Below are 17,106 nucleotides of genomic sequence, written 5' to 3'. Positions count from 1 at the left end.
CAGCCGACATATTCTTATAGCACTTGGCCTTCATGTCTCTTGTCAGTCAGTGCCGCAATGATGCAACCTTGCCGCAGGCAACAGTAAAGAGGGCGAGAGCCCGGCGCGTTCAGCATATTTCCAAGCGAGTTCCCTTCATGAAGAGCCAACCCGATGCCGCCAGCCGTATGGCGGCCGAGGTAGTGACGCAGTTGCCTGTGCCCTCGCGGCTCGGCATGCTGCGTTTCGAGCGCTTGAATGAAGCCAGTTGGGCGATGCTGTTTCTCGATCCCAACTGTGAACGCCAGTTCGGTCAGCCAGCCGTCGAGCTTTGCGCGCTGGTCGGCTCACCCTACGCCAGCCTGATGGAACCCGAAGCGCGCTATCAACTGCACGACGCGATCCAGCAGCAACTGCGCGACAGCCCGCATTATCTGGTGCGCTATACCCTGCACACCGCCGCAGGCAAGCTGAACATCCTCGAATTGGGCGAAGCGTATAAACAGCACAATCGTCATCTGCTGCGCGGCTATCTATTGGCGGTCGATGATGTGTTCGACGAATTGCCGCAGGTGCCCTGCGTCGACCTCGAAACCCAGAATTCACGCCTGCAAATCGCCCTTGAACTCAATCAACGCGCGCAGCAGGAACAACTGCAGCACCTGGAACGCGTGCGCGCCCAGCAGGACCTGATTCTGCTGCTCGCGCGCCAGCGCTACAGCACGCACAACTCGTTGCAGGAAGCCGCCGAGCTGATCACCCGCTGCGCCTGCGATATCTATGAAATCGACTGCGCCAGCTTGTGGAACCTCGAAGGCCAGCATCTGGTGCCGATCTCCGCGTACCACCGTGCGACCCAGGAATACATCCTTCCGGACGTGATCGACATCAGTAGCTTCCCGGATTACATGGACGCCCTGCATGGCAGTCGCGCCATCGATGCGCACAACGCGATGCGCGACCCGCGTACCCGGGAGATGGCCGAAGCCCTGCGCCCGCGCGACGTCAACGCCATGCTCGACGCCAGTATTCGCGTCGACGGGCAAGTGGTCGGCGTGCTGTGCCTGGAACAGACCGGCGTCACCCGCGCCTGGCAGTCCGATGAAATCGCCTTTGCCGGTGAGCTGGCTGACCAGTTCGCGCAAGTCATCAACAACCACAACCGCCGCACTGCCACCAGCGCCCTGCACCTGTTCCAGCGTGCAGTCGAGCAAAGCGCCAACGCGTTTTTGCTGGTCAATTGCGACGGCGTGGTCGAGTACGTCAACCCGAGTTTCACCGCGATCACCCAATACACCACCGAAGAAGTCCACGGCCAGCGTCTGTCCGAGCTGCCGGCGCTGGAAAACCTCAGTGAACTGTTGTTCGACGCGCCCTCGGCGCTGGCCAAGAGCAACAGTTGGCAGGGCGAATTCAAAAGCCGCCGCAAGAACCTCGAACCGTACTGGGGTCAGCTGTCGATCTCCAAAGTCTACGGTGACAACCGTGAGCTGACGCATTACATCGGCATCTACGAAGACATCACCCAGACCAAACTCGCACAGCAGCGCATCGAGCGCCTGGCGTACACCGACAACCTGACCAATCTCGGCAACCGGCCGGCGTTTATCCGCAATCTCGACGAACGCTTCGCCCGCGATAGCGATACGCCGATCAGCCTGTTGCTGGTCGACATCGACAACTTCAAGCGGATCAACGACAGCCTCGGCCACCAGACCGGCGACAAGCTGCTGATCAGTCTGGCCCGGCGTCTGCGCAACAGCCTGAGCCCAAGTGGCAGCCTCGCGCGGTTCGCCAGTAACGAATTTGCCGTGCTGCTCGACGACACCGACCTGGCGACCGGTCAGCAGATCGCCAACCAATTGCTGGCGACCCTCGACAAGCCGATGTTCGTCGACAACCAGTTGATCAGCGTCACCGGTTCGGTCGGCCTGGCCTGTGCACCGCTACACGGTCGCGATCCGCAAACGCTGATGCGTAACGCCGGCCTGGCGCTGCACAAAGCCAAGGCCAACGGTAAACATCAGGTGCAAGTCTTCACCGAAGCACTGAACGCCGAGGCCAGCTACAAACTGTTCGTCGAAAACAACCTGCGCCGCGCCCTGACCCAGAACGAGCTGGACGTGTTCTACCAGCCCAAGCTGTGCCTGCGCAGCGGTCGTCTGCTGGGCATGGAAGCGCTGCTGCGCTGGAACCACCCGGAACGCGGCATGATTCGCCCGGACCAGTTCATCAGCGTCGCCGAAGAAACCGGCCTGATCATTCCGATCGGCAAGTGGATCGCCCGTCAGGCCTGCCGCATGAGCAAAGCGCTGACCGCAGCAGGGATGGGCAATCTGCAAGTGGCGATCAATTTGTCGCCGAAACAGTTCTCCGACCCGGATCTGGTGGCCTCCATCGCCAACATCCTCAAGGAAGAAGCGCTGCCGGCCAATCTGCTCGAGCTGGAGCTGACCGAAGGCCTGCTGCTGGAAGCCACCGAAGACACGCACTTGCAGCTCGACCAGCTCAAGCGCCTTGGGTTGACGCTAGCCATGGACGACTTCGGCACCGGGTATTCATCGCTGAGTTATTTGAAGAAATTCCCGATCGACATCATCAAGATTGATCGCAGCTTCATCCACGAAATTCCCGACAACCAGGACGACATGGAAATCACCTCGGCGGTGATCGCCATGGCGCACAACCTGAAACTCAAGGTTGTGGCCGAAGGCATCGAAACCGCCGAACAACTGGCGTTCCTGCGCCGCCACCGTTGCGATGTCGGACAGGGTTACCTGTTCGACCGGCCGATTCCGGGCGCAGAACTCATCCAAGCGCTGAAACGCTACCCGCGCGGCCCGCTCTGCCTCTGACCTCGCCGCTCCTACATTGGATAGTGCGAAGTCGGGCATCATTCGGCACACTGGCGGTCTGACTTTTCACATCCAACCTGACTGAGAGGAACGATCATGGTTCTGCGCTCGGAAATTCTGGTGAACAAGAACGTGCTCCCGACTAAAGAACAAGCTCTGCCCGGCCGCGAAACCGCGATGACCCTGCCTGAAAAGCACTTCGTGTTTGAAGAAACCCCGCTGCTTGGCCCGTTTTTCCAGGACGTCGACTTTGCGATCTTCGGTCTGGGCTGCTTCTGGGGCGCCGAACGCCGCTTCTGGCAGCGCGAAGGCGTGGTCAGCACCGTGGTGGGTTATGCCGGCGGTTTCACGCCGAACCCGACTTACGAAGAAGTCTGCTCGGGCCTGACCGGCCACGCCGAAGTCGTGCTGGTTGTGTATGACAAGGCCAAAGTCAGCTACGAAGAGCTGCTGGCGATGTTCTGGGAACTGCACAACCCGACGCAGGGCATGCGTCAGGGCAACGACATCGGTACGCAGTACCGCTCGGTGATCTACGCAACCTCGCCTGAGCATCTGGACGCGGCGCTGAAAAGCAAAGCTGTGTATCAGGCGGAACTGTCGAAGGCGGGTCTGGGGGAAATCAGCACCGAGATCGAACAGGCGCCGACCGTGTACTTCGCCGAGGCGTATCACCAGCAGTATCTGGCGAAAAATCCTGAAGGGTATTGCGGGATCGGCGGCACCGGCGTGTGCATGCCAGCGAGCCTGGCGGGTAACTGACCCTTAAAAGCAAAAGATCGCAGCCTTCGGCAGCTCCTACAGGAGATCAGTGATCGTCCGCACATTGGTGGACGACACCGAACCGTGTAGGAGCTGCCGCAGGCTGCGATCTTTTGATCTTGCCGTTGATCAGCTCTCGGCAATCAACCAATCCATCTGCCACCCACCCTGAGTCTGCCCCAGCTTCTTCGACAACCACGGCAGCAGCTCACGCAATTCCTCCTCCAGCCCCCACGGCGGATTGGCAATCGCCATGCCCGAACCGTTCAGGCTGTTCGGCGTATCCAGCGGATGCACCAGCAATTCCACGCGCAACAACTTCGGCGCACCGGTGCCGGCCAGATCCTGATAGAAGCGCCGCAACGCACGCTGATCCTTCACCGGATACCAGATCGCCGCTACGGTTTGGCGCATACGGCCAATCGCCTCTTTCAACGACGCCGCACAACGCTGCATCTCGTCGAGCTGCTCGAACGGCGGATCAATCAACATCACCGCACGCTTTTCCTGCACCGGCAGCATCGCTCGTGCAACGTGCCAGCCCTCGCCGAGATGAACTTTTACACGGCGATCACCGGCCATGTTGTCCTTGAGCAACACGCCGTCTTCGGGGTGCTTCTCGTTGAGCATCACCCGGTCCTGCGGGCGAGTCAGGCGCCGCGCCAGCTCCGGCGAACCCGGGTAGTAGCGCAGTTGGCCATCCGGGTTCATCTCGTGCAGCACCTTCATATAGTCGGCGGTCAACGCCGGCAGGTCCTGCTGATTCCATAAGCGCGCGATGCCTTCCAGGTACTCACCGGTACGGTTGGCCTGATCGCCCTGCAAGTCATACAGACCGATGCCGGCATGCGTGTCGAGATAGGCAAACGGCTGCTCCTTGCGCGACATCAGGGCGATGAGGCGGGTCAAGGTCAGGTGTTTGAACACATCGGCGTGATTGCCGGCATGGAAGGCGTGACGATAATTCATGGCTGCTCCTGCGAAGGGCGCAAAGTTTACCTTTTACCGGGCGGCAAGTCAGGGGTTCGCAGCCGAGTGGACAAAAGCCTGTCCATCACCCTAGCCCTCTCCCGGAGGGAGATAGGACTGACGGTGGTGATCTTGCGGCTTATGTCGACCTGAAAGATCAGCGCGAACTCAAGCCTGGCGAAGCAAAGTGCGCCGCTGAAGTCGCAGGTCGGCGTACCTCACCCAGACAACTCGATCAGTCCCCTCTCCCTCTGGGAGAGGGTTAGGGTGAGGGTTTTTGCTTTTACGCAGTTACACTTGCGAAAAATCAGAGACAGGAAGTCAAAAACTCATGCGATACCCGTTCATTTTCCTACTCGTCGTGCTAAGCCCATATCTAGCACTTGCCGACGAAAACCACATCGATCAAGCCAGACAAACGCTGAAGAACTATGGATTGAGCGAGTGCATTCTCAAGCCATTCAATCAAAAGTCTGAGCTGGAGCATGACATCGAAATGTCCGCCGGCGCCTACTCGCATTTTGGCAAAGGCATGCACACCGTCATGGAAAATGAAGACACGCACAAGGTTTTACACGATCCCTATAAAGAAACCAGAAACTATATGTTTGCGGCGTCTGACCAGATCTCTGCCAACAGAGAATACTCGGACAAAAAAATGATATTCCATGGTTGCGTACAGGTGTACAACTCAGAAGCGTTCGACCGTTTTATCCGGACTCAGGATGCTTACATCGTTGATGATTGACATCTTTTGATGTTGCTTTTAAGCATCAGGAAGGCATCTCGCGCAACCGCCTGCCGATGACATCAAGCACATCACAGCCGTCACGCAAAGGGATCACGCAGAGCTGGGCGAAGTCGCTGAGGATGACGGAGTCGCATTCGACCGAGCCGCGCATGCACATGTTTTCCAGCACCTGGATCACGGCGCGCAGGCGATGGTTGGCGGCGTCCATGAGGATGTCGAGAGGCACGTGGGTGTCGATGAACAGGGTCGGCATGTCGCTGCAATTGCCGGTCAGGGCCATGAAGCGGTTGTCGGGATGGGGGATGATTTTTTCGTAGGGTGGATCGGGTTTAAGCATAGTCATATCAGTTGTACCTCAATAGGTTTAGAGAGGCTGCCAAGTGACCTTCCTACGGGTATAGGTGGCAGCCGTACGCGAGAGTAGGAAACTGAGAAACCCACCAAACTCAGTCACGCCGAAGCGTTCCCGCGCACAGCTGCCGCAAACGATGCTACGGACACGTATTAAGTGCCGCAATCAAACGACAGCGCTGGTGCGCGGTGAATTTCACAGGGGTCCTACGCCCTGTCACCGCTCTCGCAGTGACAACGAAAAGACTATCCCTGCAACCCACCGCCCACCAGTTCATGAAAACCGCCGCAACTCGAAGGAATCGTCCGAGTCCTTCGCCCCGAAAACTCACTCTGACTCTGCCAGCAAAAACGCCAGCAACGCCGATTGCGACGAATCTTCCGACATTGAAACCTGAAAAAACCGCCTCACCTTGCAACGCAAAACCACCTCGGGAAAAACCTCGAAAAGGGTCGGGTATTCTTCGCTCAACCACTGCAACGCATTGGCCGTTCGAATGTCATGGCCTTGCTGCGCCAGCACCGAAGCCGGCACCTGCCACCACGGAAATACCCGCCCCGAAACCTGCGCCCTGCCACCAATTTCCAGCGCCTGACCATTGATCAAACAACGCCCGATCAGCGGAAACAGTTGCGCCGCATCCACCTCATCGGCCTGAAGAATCGGCAACAGAAACCGCCCGTCCCAAAAACGAAAAAACACCGTTTTGCCGCCAGGCATCAGCACTTGGGTCAGGCTGCGAAAGTGCGCCACCACCTCTTCAAGGCTCGCCGAAGAAACCGCCAGCCAACCCCAATCCTGTGACCCGTTGGTTGCGATCCAATGCAGAAACTCACTGTCGGCGGCGACAATTCCCACGTAAGGCATCACCGCATCCCACTCGGCATAGATCGTCTCGGCCCAGATCGGACTCGCCGTTTCTCGCCAAGCGGCAGGCGGTTTTGCCTCACTGGCATTACTGAAAACCGCAAACAACTGCTCGGAAGTTTTCAACGGTTCACGCGCCAACCATTCTGCAGGCAAAAGAAAATCAGGCTGCACAGAGACCATCCTTGCAACGTTCACACTCTTCGCAGAATGGCGCGTCCCCCTTGAAGCTCATGATTTGTGCAGCAGTCAGCATGGCAGCCGGCGCGGCGGCGAGTTTCTCCGGCAATCCCGGTACAACCGGCGCGGCACTCATCGCCGCCATCGGCGCACCACCCACTACAATCGGCACGCTGCTGAAAATGCCGCCGGGGCCGATGTTGATCCACTGCCCACCGGCCTGAATCGTCGCACTCGCGCCACCGTCGATCACCACTTGCTGACCGGCGCTGACGTGGAATTGCCCACTGGCGCTGATCGCCTGATTACTCACGCGAACATGACGGTCGCCGGTCACGCTCAGATGATCGTCCTGCTTCACTTCGGTCTGGCGCTGGCCGTGGGTGATGCGCTGCTCATCAGCCTTCAATTCATGCCGCGCGGTGCCGGTGACGACGATGCTGCGCTGGTTATCAACCTGCACCTGTTGATCGTTCAACACATGCTGCGTCCAGTTACGCTGGGCGCGCAGATAGATTTCCTCAGCGCCTTTCTTATCCTCGATGCGCAGTTCGTTGTAGCCGCCACCGCCGGGGCTGCTCTGACTACGAAAAATGCTACGAGTCTTGTCCGCCGGAAGATCCAGCGGGATCGGCGTCGCGGCGTTGGGCAGGCAGCCCACGACCAAAGGTTTGTCGGCGTCGGCATCGATGAAACCGACCAGCACTTCCATGCCGACTCGCGGAATCAGCACGCTGCCGTAACGGTCGTGCGCCCAGTTAGTAGCAACGCGTAGCCAGCAACTGGAATGCTCGTTCAATTCGCCGTCGCGATCCCAGGCCAGTTGCACCTTGACCCGGCCGTACTCGTCGCAGTGGATTTCCGTGTCTTTCGGCCCGGTCACAACCGCCGGTTGATAGCCGAGCATGCGCGGTTTTTCCGGCCCCAGCGCCGGGCGGAAGAACACGTCCCACGGTGTGGCTAGAAAGCTATTACGGTAACCCTGAAATCCCTCGCCATCGCTGGTCACCGATTCCTCCAGCACCTGCGGCTGGCGGCCATGATGCTCGATGGCGGTCAGCAACCAGAGGTCATTCCAGTCGTGGCGCGGATGCTCGGTCAGTTGCAGGAAATGCCCGCAAACCAGTGCGGATTCGTCGCTGACGCCCTCAGCCTGACGGTAATCGGCGACATGTCGCTCAAGTGCCCGCTGGGTCAGGTGCTTGCCGGTTTCCCGATCATTGAATTGGCCGGGGAAGTGATAGTCCTCCAGCACCGGGCGCTGCTCGCCGTCGACACGGCTTTGCAACTGCAGCCGCGGCTTTTCGAAGTTGTAGTCGCGCCGGGTGACCACGCTGGTACGGGTTTCGACGCGAACGTTAAAGCGCTGAATCGCCCGCGCGCCAGCGGACATGCCACTGCCCGGCAGATAAACCGTTGGCTCGGCGAGACGCGGGAACACAGTCTGGTCATCGCCAAAAACCAACAGGTGACCTTGGGGACTGTGTTGAAAATGGTAATGAATGCCGACTTCGGCACACAGGCGCTGGATAAAGGCCAGGTCACTCTCGGCGTACTGCACGCAATACTCACGCACCGGGTAATCGCTGCCGAGGCGAAATTCAAAAGCATCACGCAGGATCGAATGATCCTTGAGCACTCGCGCGACAATTTGCGGCACCGTCAGATGCTGGAAGATCCGCTGATTGATCCGCTGGCCGAGGTAGGTCAGACGCGGGACGAGGCTGATGTGATAACGCGTCAGACGTTTCCCGGAATCGCCCTGCCCGACCTGATAAATCTGACCGTGAATACCGGAACCCTGAGCATCCAGGCTCAGAAACGCCTGACAGTGCAGCAGGCTTTCGAGGTCCAGGTCCGGCCGTTCACTGACCAGTTCCAGCTCGAAGCGAAAGGGTTGGCTGATGGCTTCCTTGCCCGTGAACTCAAGGACCTTGAGGTCATGTTGGGCGCCTTCGAGGGTCAACGTGAAACGCGGTTGATTGGCAGGCGCGAACATCCGATGTCTCTCTGCAGTGTGAGGGCGGGCGATTCTGCATGAGGGGCAAGGGGTGATGAATGGGTGACGGGAAAATCAGATTTCCCCTACTTTCATTGACGAAAAACCCTGCAAAAAGCGACGCCTTCAACTACAGACAAATCTCTCAAGTTCACCTCCATCCCTTGTAGGAGTGAGCCTGCTCGCGATAGCAGTGTGTCAGTCAACATTTTCGTTACTGATGAACCGCTATCGCGAGCAGGCTCACTCCTAAAGGGACACGCGGTGAATCAGAGAAATCATGGGCACAAAAAAACGGCCCGTCTCCTGTAGGAAACGGGCCGTTTTCGGGTGAGCCTCAGCTCAGAACAATCACTTGTTCAGGTGGAAATCTTTTTCCGCCGCTTCGAAGCGCTGCACCATGCCTCTGCTCGGCTCGCCCATCTTGCTGACGATGTAGATGGCCAGGCTGGCGAAGATGAAGCCCGGGATGATTTCGTACAGACCCAGCAGTTCGAAATGCTTCCAGACCACCACGGTGATCGCGCCGACCAGAATACCGGCCAGTGCGCCGTCGCGGGTCATTTCTTTCCAGATAACCGAGATCAGCACAACCGGACCGAACGCAGCACCGAAACCGGCCCAAGCGTAGGACACCAGACCCAGTACGCGGTTTTCCGGGTTGGCCGCCAAGGCGATCGCGATCAGTGCAACCAACAGCACCATGGCGCGGCCGACCCAGACCAGTTCAACCTGAGAAGCAGATTTACGCAGGAAGGTTTTGTAGAAGTCTTCGGTCAGGGCGCTCGAGCACACCAGCAACTGGCAGCTCAGGGTGCTCATCACCGCAGCCAGAATGGCCGACAACAGCACACCGGCGATCCATGGGTTGAACAGCAGTTTGGCCAGTTCGATGAACACACGTTCGTGGTTCTCGGTCACGGGACCGGCAACTTCCGGGTGCGCCGAGAAGTACGCGATACCGAAGAAGCCCACCGCCACGGTGCCGCCCAGGCACAGGATCATCCAGGTCATGGAAATGCGACGCGCCTTAGCGATCGATTTCACCGAATCCGCCGCCATGAAACGCGCGAGGATGTGCGGCTGACCGAAGTAGCCCAGACCCCAGCCCATCAGCGAGATGATGCCGATGAAAGTGGTGCCTTTGAGCATGTCGAAGTTGCTTGGATCTTGCGCTTCGATGGCCAGGAACGTGGTGTCGACGCCACCGGTGGCCAGCAGCACGATGATTGGCGTAAGGATCAGCGCGAAAATCATCAGGGTGGCTTGTACGGTGTCGGTCCAGCTCACCGCCAGGAAACCGCCGATAAAGGTGTAGGCAATTGTCGCCGCAGCACCGGCCCACAGCGCGGTCTCGTAGGACATGCCGAAGGTGCTTTCGAACAGACGGGCACCGGCCACAATGCCGGAAGCGCAGTAGATGGTGAAGAACACCAGAATCACGATCGCCGAGATGATCCGCAGCAGGCCGCTTTTGTCTTCAAAACGGCTGGCGAAGTAGTCCGGCAGGGTCAGGGCGTCGGCGTTGTGCTCGGTCTGCACGCGCAGACGGCCGGCAACGAACAGCCAGTTGAGGTAGGCACCGATGACCAGACCGATGGCGATCCAGCTTTCAGACAGACCGGACATATAGATGGCGCCCGGCAGGCCCATCAACAACCAGCCGCTCATGTCGGACGCACCGGCGGACAGCGCGGTGACGACGCTGCCGAGGCTGCGACCGCCGAGAATATAGTCAGAAAGGTTGTTGGTGGAGCGATAGGCCATCAAGCCGATCAGCACCATTGCTGCGATGTAGATCACGAACGTGATCAGGGTTGGATTGCTTACGCTCATTGAGTTACGCCCTGGCTTTGTTTTTATGTAGCGGCGGTGGTAAACCGCACGCAAACGACGACGTTTGGCAGACGATCCGGGATCCCGCGCATTTAGGACTGATGTTTCCCCAGGAAAGCCATCAGCCGGTACACCGGGTTATTCCCGGTTGCACCTAGGGCGCGAATGCTATGCAACAAATCAAATAAGGTGCAACCAGTTTCGTGAGAATTAGTTGCACCCAGTCGGATTTATCGACAATCACCCCGTTTTTGCTCCCTTTTGTGGCAGTCATAACCCTTTACTAGAAGCAAAAGCACCAAGCAGGAGCAGCACTTTCGTACCAGAAAATAATTCCTGACGAGTTGCCTATTATTCCGACAAAAAAAGGGTTGCACCCGGTTGCACCTCTTTCGGCGCACGGCTAATCTTGCCGCCAGCTGATGCCACGCAACTGTGGCAACCATGAGGATAAAAATATGGCTACCACCACCCTTGGGGTCAAACTCGATGACCCGACCCGCGAACGCCTGAAGGCCGCCGCAACCTCGATTGATCGCACGCCGCACTGGCTGATCAAGCAGGCAATTTTCAATTACCTGGAAAAACTCGAGGGTGGTGCAACCCTGACCGAGCTGAACGGTTTGACCGCCAAGGACGCCGATGAGGCGGGCGAAGTGCACACCGATCACGCCCACCAATGCTTCCTCGAATTCGCTGAAAGCATCCTGCCGCAGTCCGTTCTGCGCGCTTCGATCACTGCCGCTTACCGTCGCCCTGAGCCGGAAGTCGTGCCGATGCTGATCGAGCAGGCTCGCCTGCCAGCGCCGATGGCAGAAGCCACCAACAAACTTGCCGCTTCCATCGCGGAAAAACTGCGTAACCAGAAAAGTGCCGGCGGTCGTGCAGGCATTGTTCAGGGTCTGCTGCAGGAATTTTCCCTGTCGTCCCAGGAAGGCGTGGCGCTGATGTGCCTGGCCGAAGCGCTGCTGCGTATCCCGGACAAGGGCACTCGCGACGCACTGATCCGCGACAAGATCAGCACCGGTAACTGGCACCCGCATTTGGGCAACAGCCCGTCGCTGTTCGTCAACGCGGCCACTTGGGGCCTGCTGCTGACCGGCAAGCTTGTGTCCACCCACAACGAAGCTGGCCTGACGTCGTCCTTGAGCCGCATCATCGGCAAGAGCGGCGAGCCGATGATCCGCAAGGGCGTCGACATGGCCATGCGCCTGATGGGCGAGCAGTTCGTCACCGGCGAAACCATCGCCGAAGCGTTGGCCAACGCGAGCAAGTTCGAAGCCAAGGGCTTCCGTTATTCCTACGACATGCTCGGTGAAGCGGCCCTCACCGAACACGACGCGCAGAAGTACCTGGCGTCGTACGAACAAGCCATTCACTCGATCGGCAAAGCCTCCCACGGCCGTGGGATTTATGAAGGCCCGGGCATCTCCATCAAGTTGTCGGCACTGCACCCGCGTTACAGCCGTGCGCAGTACGAGCGTGTGATGGACGAGCTGTACCCGCGTCTGCTGTCGCTGACCCTGCTGGCCAAGCAATACGACATCGGCCTGAACATCGATGCCGAAGAAGCCGACCGTCTCGAACTGTCGCTGGATCTGCTTGAGCGCCTGTGCTTCGAGCCGCAACTGACTGGCTGGAACGGCATCGGTTTCGTGATCCAGGCTTACCAGAAGCGTTGCCCGTACGTGATCGACTACGTGATCGATCTGGCCCGTCGCAGCCGTCATCGCCTGATGATCCGTCTGGTGAAGGGCGCCTACTGGGACAGCGAAATCAAGCGCGCCCAGGTCGAAGGCCTGGAAGGCTATCCGGTCTACACCCGCAAGGTGTACACCGACGTTTCCTACATCGCTTGCGCACGCAAACTGCTGTCGGTGCCGGAAGTCATCTACCCGCAGTTCGCCACGCACAACGCCCACACCCTGTCGGCCATTTATCACATTGCCGGTCAGAACTATTACCCGAGTCAATACGAATTCCAATGCCTGCACGGCATGGGCGAACCGCTCTACGAGCAGGTTGTAGGCAAAGTTTCCGAAGGCAAGCTGAACCGTCCGTGCCGCGTGTACGCTCCGGTCGGAACTCACGAAACGCTGCTGGCGTACCTCGTACGTCGCTTGCTGGAAAACGGTGCGAACACCTCGTTCGTCAACCGCATCGCCGACCAGTCGATTTCGATTCAGGAACTGGTGGCCGATCCGGTGGCGCAGATCGAGCAGATGGCGACCGTGGAAGGTGGATTCGGCCTGCCGCACCCGCGTATTCCGTTGCCGCGTGACCTGTACGGCGCCGAGCGAGCCAACTCCAGCGGCATCGACATGGCCAACGAACATCGTCTGGCTTCGCTGTCCTGCGCCCTGCTCGCCACGGCCCATACCGACTGGAAAGCTGCGCCGATGCTCGGTTGCGCGTCGAGCAACGAAACCCCTGCACCAGTGCTGAATCCGTCGGATCACCGCGATGTGGTCGGGCATGTTCAGGAAGCTACCGTCGAAGACGTCGACAACGCTATCCAGTGCGCACTGAACGCTGCACCGATCTGGCAGGCCACCCCGCCGGCCGAACGTGCGGCGATTCTGGAACGTGCCGCTGACTTGATGGAAGGCGAGATTCAGCCACTGATGGGCCTGTTGGCTCGTGAAGCCGGCAAGACCTACGCCAACGCCATCGCCGAAGTCCGCGAAGCGGTCGACTTCCTGCGTTACTACGCAGTACAAGCGCGCAACGATTTCAGCAACGACGCCCACCGTCCATTGGGTCCGGTAGTGTGCATCAGCCCGTGGAACTTCCCGCTGGCGATCTTCAGCGGCCAAGTGGCTGCAGCATTGGCTGCCGGTAACCCGGTATTGGCCAAACCGGCCGAGCAGACTCCGCTGGTTGCCGCTCAGGCCGTGCGCTTGATGCTCGAAGCCGGGATTCCGCAAGGCGTGCTGCAACTGCTGCCGGGTCGCGGTGAAACCGTCGGCGCCGGTCTGGTCGGCGATGAGCGCGTCAAAGGCGTGATGTTCACCGGCTCCACCGAAGTTGCGCGCCTGCTGCAACGCAACATTGCCGGTCGTCTCGACAACCAGGGTCGTCCGATTCCACTGATCGCCGAAACCGGTGGCCAGAACGCCATGATCGTCGACTCCTCGGCTCTGACCGAACAAGTCGTGATCGACGTAGTTTCGTCGGCCTTCGACAGCGCCGGTCAGCGTTGCTCGGCGCTGCGCGTACTGTGCCTGCAGGAAGATTCCGCCGATCGCGTCATCGAGATGCTCAAAGGTGCCATGGCGGAAAGCCGTCTCGGCAACCCGGAGCGCCTGTCCGTGGACATCGGCCCGGTGATCGACGCCGAAGCCAAGGCGGGCATCGACAAGCACATCCAGGGCATGCGCGACAAAGGTCGCAACGTCTACCAAGTGGCGATTGCCGACACCGAAGAAGTCAAACGCGGCACCTTCGTCATGCCGACCCTGATCGAACTGGAAAGCTTCGACGAGCTGCAACGCGAGATCTTCGGCCCGGTGCTGCACGTGGTGCGCTACAAGCGCAAAGAGATCGATCAACTGATCGGCCAGATCAACGCTTCCGGTTATGGCCTGACTTTGGGCGTACACACGCGCATCGACGAGACCATCGCCAAGGTGATCGACAACGTCAACGCCGGTAACGTCTACGTCAACCGCAACATCGTTGGCGCTGTGGTCGGCGTGCAGCCATTCGGCGGCGAAGGCTTGTCGGGTACCGGTCCGAAAGCCGGTGGCCCGCTGTACTTGTACCGCTTGCTGTCGACGCGCCCTACTGATGCCATCGAACAATCCTTCGCTCGCGGTGATGCTGCCGTGGCACCGGACGTTCGTCTGCGCGACGCCATGAGCAAACCGCTGACCGCGCTGAAAGCCTGGGCTGACAGCAACAAGTTTGCCGACCTGAGCACCCTGTGCGTGCAGTACGCTGCGCAATCGCAGAGCGGCATCACCCGCGTGCTGGCCGGCCCGACCGGTGAGAAAAACAGCTATGCCATCCTGCCGCGTGAGCACGTGTTGTGCCTGGCCGAGGTTGAAGGTGATTTGCTGACGCAACTGGCGGCGGTGCTGGCGGTAGGCGGTTCGGCGGTATGGCCGGAGTCCGACATCAGCAAGGCCTTGTTCGCACGCCTGCCGAAGGAGATTCAGGCGCGGATCAAGCTGGTTGCCGACTGGAATAAAGACGACGTGGTGTTTGATGCGGTTCTGCATCACGGCCATTCCGACCAGTTGCGCGGCGTTTGCCAGCAGATTGCCAAGCGTGCCGGTGCGATCGTTGGGGTTCAGGGCTTGTCCCAGGGCGAGACCAACATTGCCCTGGAACGTCTGGTGATTGAGCGGGCGTTGAGCGTTAACACGGCTGCGGCGGGTGGTAATGCGAGCTTGATGACCATCGGCTAAACCGCTGTAACTCCAGGCGACCGCAATGGTCGCCTGGAATGCAATTCCCTGTAGGAGTGAGCCTGCTCGCGATAGCGATCTATCAGACACATTTATTCGACTGACAGACCGCTATCGCGAGCAGGCTCACTCCTACATTTGATTAGTGTCGCCCTCACCTCTGCATCACTCTCATCAATCATCCTATCCAGCCTCTATTCCCCCACCTTAGACTCGGCCCAACCCCAATTTCAGGTAGGCCGCCATGTCCGAGACGCTGCTCAGTTCCCGCAATCTGGCTTTCGAGCTGTATGAAGTCCTCGATGCCGAGGGCCTGACCCGGCGTGAGCGGTTTGCCGAGCACAATCGCGAAACCTTCGACGCCGCCATTGGCACCGCGCGCAATATTGCCGAGAAGTACTTCGCACCGCACAACCGCAAGGGCGACGAGAACGAGCCGCGCTACGAGGACGGTAAGGCGATTCTGATTCCTGAAGTGAAACCGGCTGTGGATGCTTTCCTCGAAGCCGGATTCCTCAATGCCGCGCGCAGCTTCGACGCTGGCGGCATGCAACTGCCGACGCTGCTGTCCCAAGCCTGCTTCGCCCATTTTCAGTCGGCCAACGCTGCGTCGACTTCGTACCCGTTCCTGACCATGGGCGCGGCGAACCTGATCGAGAGCTTTGGCACTGAGGAGCAGAAACAACGCTTCCTGCAGCCCATGATCGATGGTCGCTTCTTCGGCACCATGGCGCTGACCGAACCGCATGCAGGTTCATCGCTGTCGGATATTCGTACGCGCGCCGAGCCGGCGTCCGACGGCACTTATCGCCTGAAGGGCAACAAAATCTTCATCTCCGGCGGCGATCACCCGCTCTCGGAAAACATCGTGCACATGGTCCTGGCCAAACTGCCGGACGCACCTGCGGGCGTTAAAGGCATTTCGCTGTTTATCGTACCGAAGTTTCTGGTTAACGATGACGGCAGCCTCGGCCCACGCAATGACGTGCTGCTGGCCGGGCTGTTCCACAAGATGGGCTGGCGCGGCACCACCTCCACGGCGCTGAACTTCGGCGATAACGGTGAGTGCGTCGGTTATCTGGTCGGTGAGCCGCATCGCGGTTTGAGCTACATGTTCCAGATGATGAACGAGGCGCGGATCGGCGTCGGCATGGGCGCAGTGATGCTCGGTTATGCCGGTTATCTGTATTCGCTGGAGTACGCCCGCGAACGCCCGCAAGGCCGGGTGCCGGACAGCAAGGATCCGACCACAGCGCCGGTGGCGATCATTCAGCACGCCGATGTACGACGCATGCTGTTGACGCAAAAGTCCTACGTTGAAGGTGCATTTGACCTCGGCTTGTATGCCGCACGCTTATTCGACGACACCACCACGCTTGAATCTGAAACCGAGCGCAAACAGGCGCATGAGTTGCTGGATCTGCTGACGCCGATCGTCAAATCCTGGCCATCGGAGTTCTGCCTCAAGGCCAACGAACTGGCGATCCAGATTCTTGGCGGCCACGGTTACACCCGCGAATACCCGGTGGAGCAGTATTACCGCGACAACCGCTTGAACCCGATTCACGAAGGCACCCACGGCATTCAGTCGCTGGACTTGCTCGGGCGCAAGCTGGCGCAAAACGGTGGTGCCGGACTGAAGCAGTTGATTCGGTTGATCGCCACCACCGCTGAACGCGCTACGGCGTACGATTCGCTGACCGCACTGCGGGAGCCTTTAGAGAAACTGGTAGCTCGCCTGCAAACGGTGACCATCGGCCTGCTGACCGATCTGGCACAGGGCAAGGTCAACAGCAGCCTAGCAAACTCGGCGTTGTACCTGAAGGTGTTCGGCCACGCGGTGATTGGCTGGCGCTGGCTGGAGCAGGCGATTCGTGCCGAGGAAGGGTTGGCCATAGGGAACTCAGCGGATGCTGACTTCTATAAGGGCAAGCTGCAAGCAGCGAGGTATTTCCTGACGTGGGAAGTGCCGGGTTGCCACCATGAACTGGCGTTGCTGGAGGCGCGGGATGATACGTGCCTGGCGATGCAGGATGCGTGGTTCTGATTTCAGCGCCGTCACCTAGACAAAACACATTATCGGGCTTTCCACACCTGTCATGTTTGACAGGTGTGGGTATGAGTCCTGCGCGGTAGGCTGGTTT

The 17,106-nt window shown here is 59.2% G+C and carries 10 protein-coding genes; 5 read left to right on the top strand and 5 right to left on the bottom strand.

Annotation, left to right across the window (positions count from 1 at the left end):
- Positions 1 to 137 precede the first annotated feature (137 nt).
- On the top strand, positions 138 to 2,834 hold the full coding sequence (locus J0G10_RS03380; protein WP_220557443.1) for a putative bifunctional diguanylate cyclase/phosphodiesterase: 2,697 nt from the start codon (positions 138 to 140) through the stop codon (positions 2,832 to 2,834).
- Positions 2,835 to 2,930: 96 nt separating this feature from the next.
- The gene (msrA, locus tag J0G10_RS03375; RefSeq protein WP_095047250.1) at positions 2,931 to 3,596 is read left to right on the top strand and encodes a peptide-methionine (S)-S-oxide reductase MsrA; all 666 of its coding nucleotides are present in this window, start codon (positions 2,931 to 2,933) and stop codon (positions 3,594 to 3,596) included.
- Between the two features lie 129 nt (positions 3,597 to 3,725).
- On the opposite strand, the gene J0G10_RS03370 is transcribed toward msrA, so the two are convergent.
- Positions 3,726 to 4,565 carry a 23S rRNA (adenine(2030)-N(6))-methyltransferase RlmJ gene (locus J0G10_RS03370; protein ID WP_220557441.1) on the bottom strand — a complete coding sequence of 280 codons (840 nt, stop codon included), beginning with the start codon at positions 4,563 to 4,565 and terminating at the stop codon, positions 3,726 to 3,728.
- A gap of 331 nt (positions 4,566 to 4,896) precedes the next feature.
- Here J0G10_RS03370 and J0G10_RS03365 point away from each other — a divergent pair, with 331 nt between their 5' ends.
- On the top strand, positions 4,897 to 5,313 hold the full coding sequence (locus tag J0G10_RS03365) for a hypothetical protein (RefSeq protein WP_095125326.1): 417 nt from the start codon (positions 4,897 to 4,899) through the stop codon (positions 5,311 to 5,313).
- Positions 5,314 to 5,338: 25 nt separating this feature from the next.
- On the opposite strand, the gene J0G10_RS03360 is transcribed toward J0G10_RS03365, so the two are convergent.
- The 4 genes from J0G10_RS03360 to putP form a co-directional block, all read right to left on the bottom strand.
- Positions 5,339 to 5,659, bottom strand: a complete 321-nt coding sequence (locus J0G10_RS03360) for a hypothetical protein (protein WP_095125325.1) — start codon at positions 5,657 to 5,659, stop codon at positions 5,339 to 5,341.
- Between the two features lie 336 nt (positions 5,660 to 5,995).
- A complete protein-coding gene (locus tag J0G10_RS03355; protein WP_220557439.1) occupies positions 5,996 to 6,709 on the bottom strand; it encodes a DUF4123 domain-containing protein in 714 nt (237 codons plus the stop codon).
- On the bottom strand, positions 6,699 to 8,714 hold the full coding sequence (locus tag J0G10_RS03350) for a type VI secretion system Vgr family protein (RefSeq protein ID WP_220557438.1): 2,016 nt from the start codon (positions 8,712 to 8,714) through the stop codon (positions 6,699 to 6,701). Before J0G10_RS03350 ends, J0G10_RS03355 begins: the two co-directional genes overlap by 11 nt.
- Before the next feature lie 351 nt (positions 8,715 to 9,065).
- Positions 9,066 to 10,550 (bottom strand): sodium/proline symporter PutP, encoded by a 1,485-nt coding sequence (gene putP, locus J0G10_RS03345; protein WP_220557436.1) that lies wholly within the window; start codon positions 10,548 to 10,550, stop codon positions 9,066 to 9,068.
- Between the two features lie 458 nt (positions 10,551 to 11,008).
- On the opposite strand from putP, the gene putA reads away from it, so the two are divergent.
- The gene (putA, locus tag J0G10_RS03340) at positions 11,009 to 14,962 is read left to right on the top strand and encodes a trifunctional transcriptional regulator/proline dehydrogenase/L-glutamate gamma-semialdehyde dehydrogenase (RefSeq protein ID WP_220557435.1); all 3,954 of its coding nucleotides are present in this window, start codon (positions 11,009 to 11,011) and stop codon (positions 14,960 to 14,962) included.
- 244 nt (positions 14,963 to 15,206) lie between these two features.
- Entirely contained in the window at positions 15,207 to 17,009 is a 1,803-nt protein-coding gene (locus J0G10_RS03335; protein ID WP_220557434.1) for an acyl-CoA dehydrogenase, read from the top strand.
- The last annotated feature ends 97 nt before the right edge of the window (positions 17,010 to 17,106 follow it).

The sequence above is a fragment of the Pseudomonas germanica genome, from assembly GCF_019614655.1.
Lineage (GTDB): Bacteria > Pseudomonadota > Gammaproteobacteria > Pseudomonadales > Pseudomonadaceae > Aquipseudomonas > Aquipseudomonas neuropathica.
Note: the sequence above shows the minus strand (reverse complement) of the source record. Positions and strands in the feature narration are given on the sequence as shown.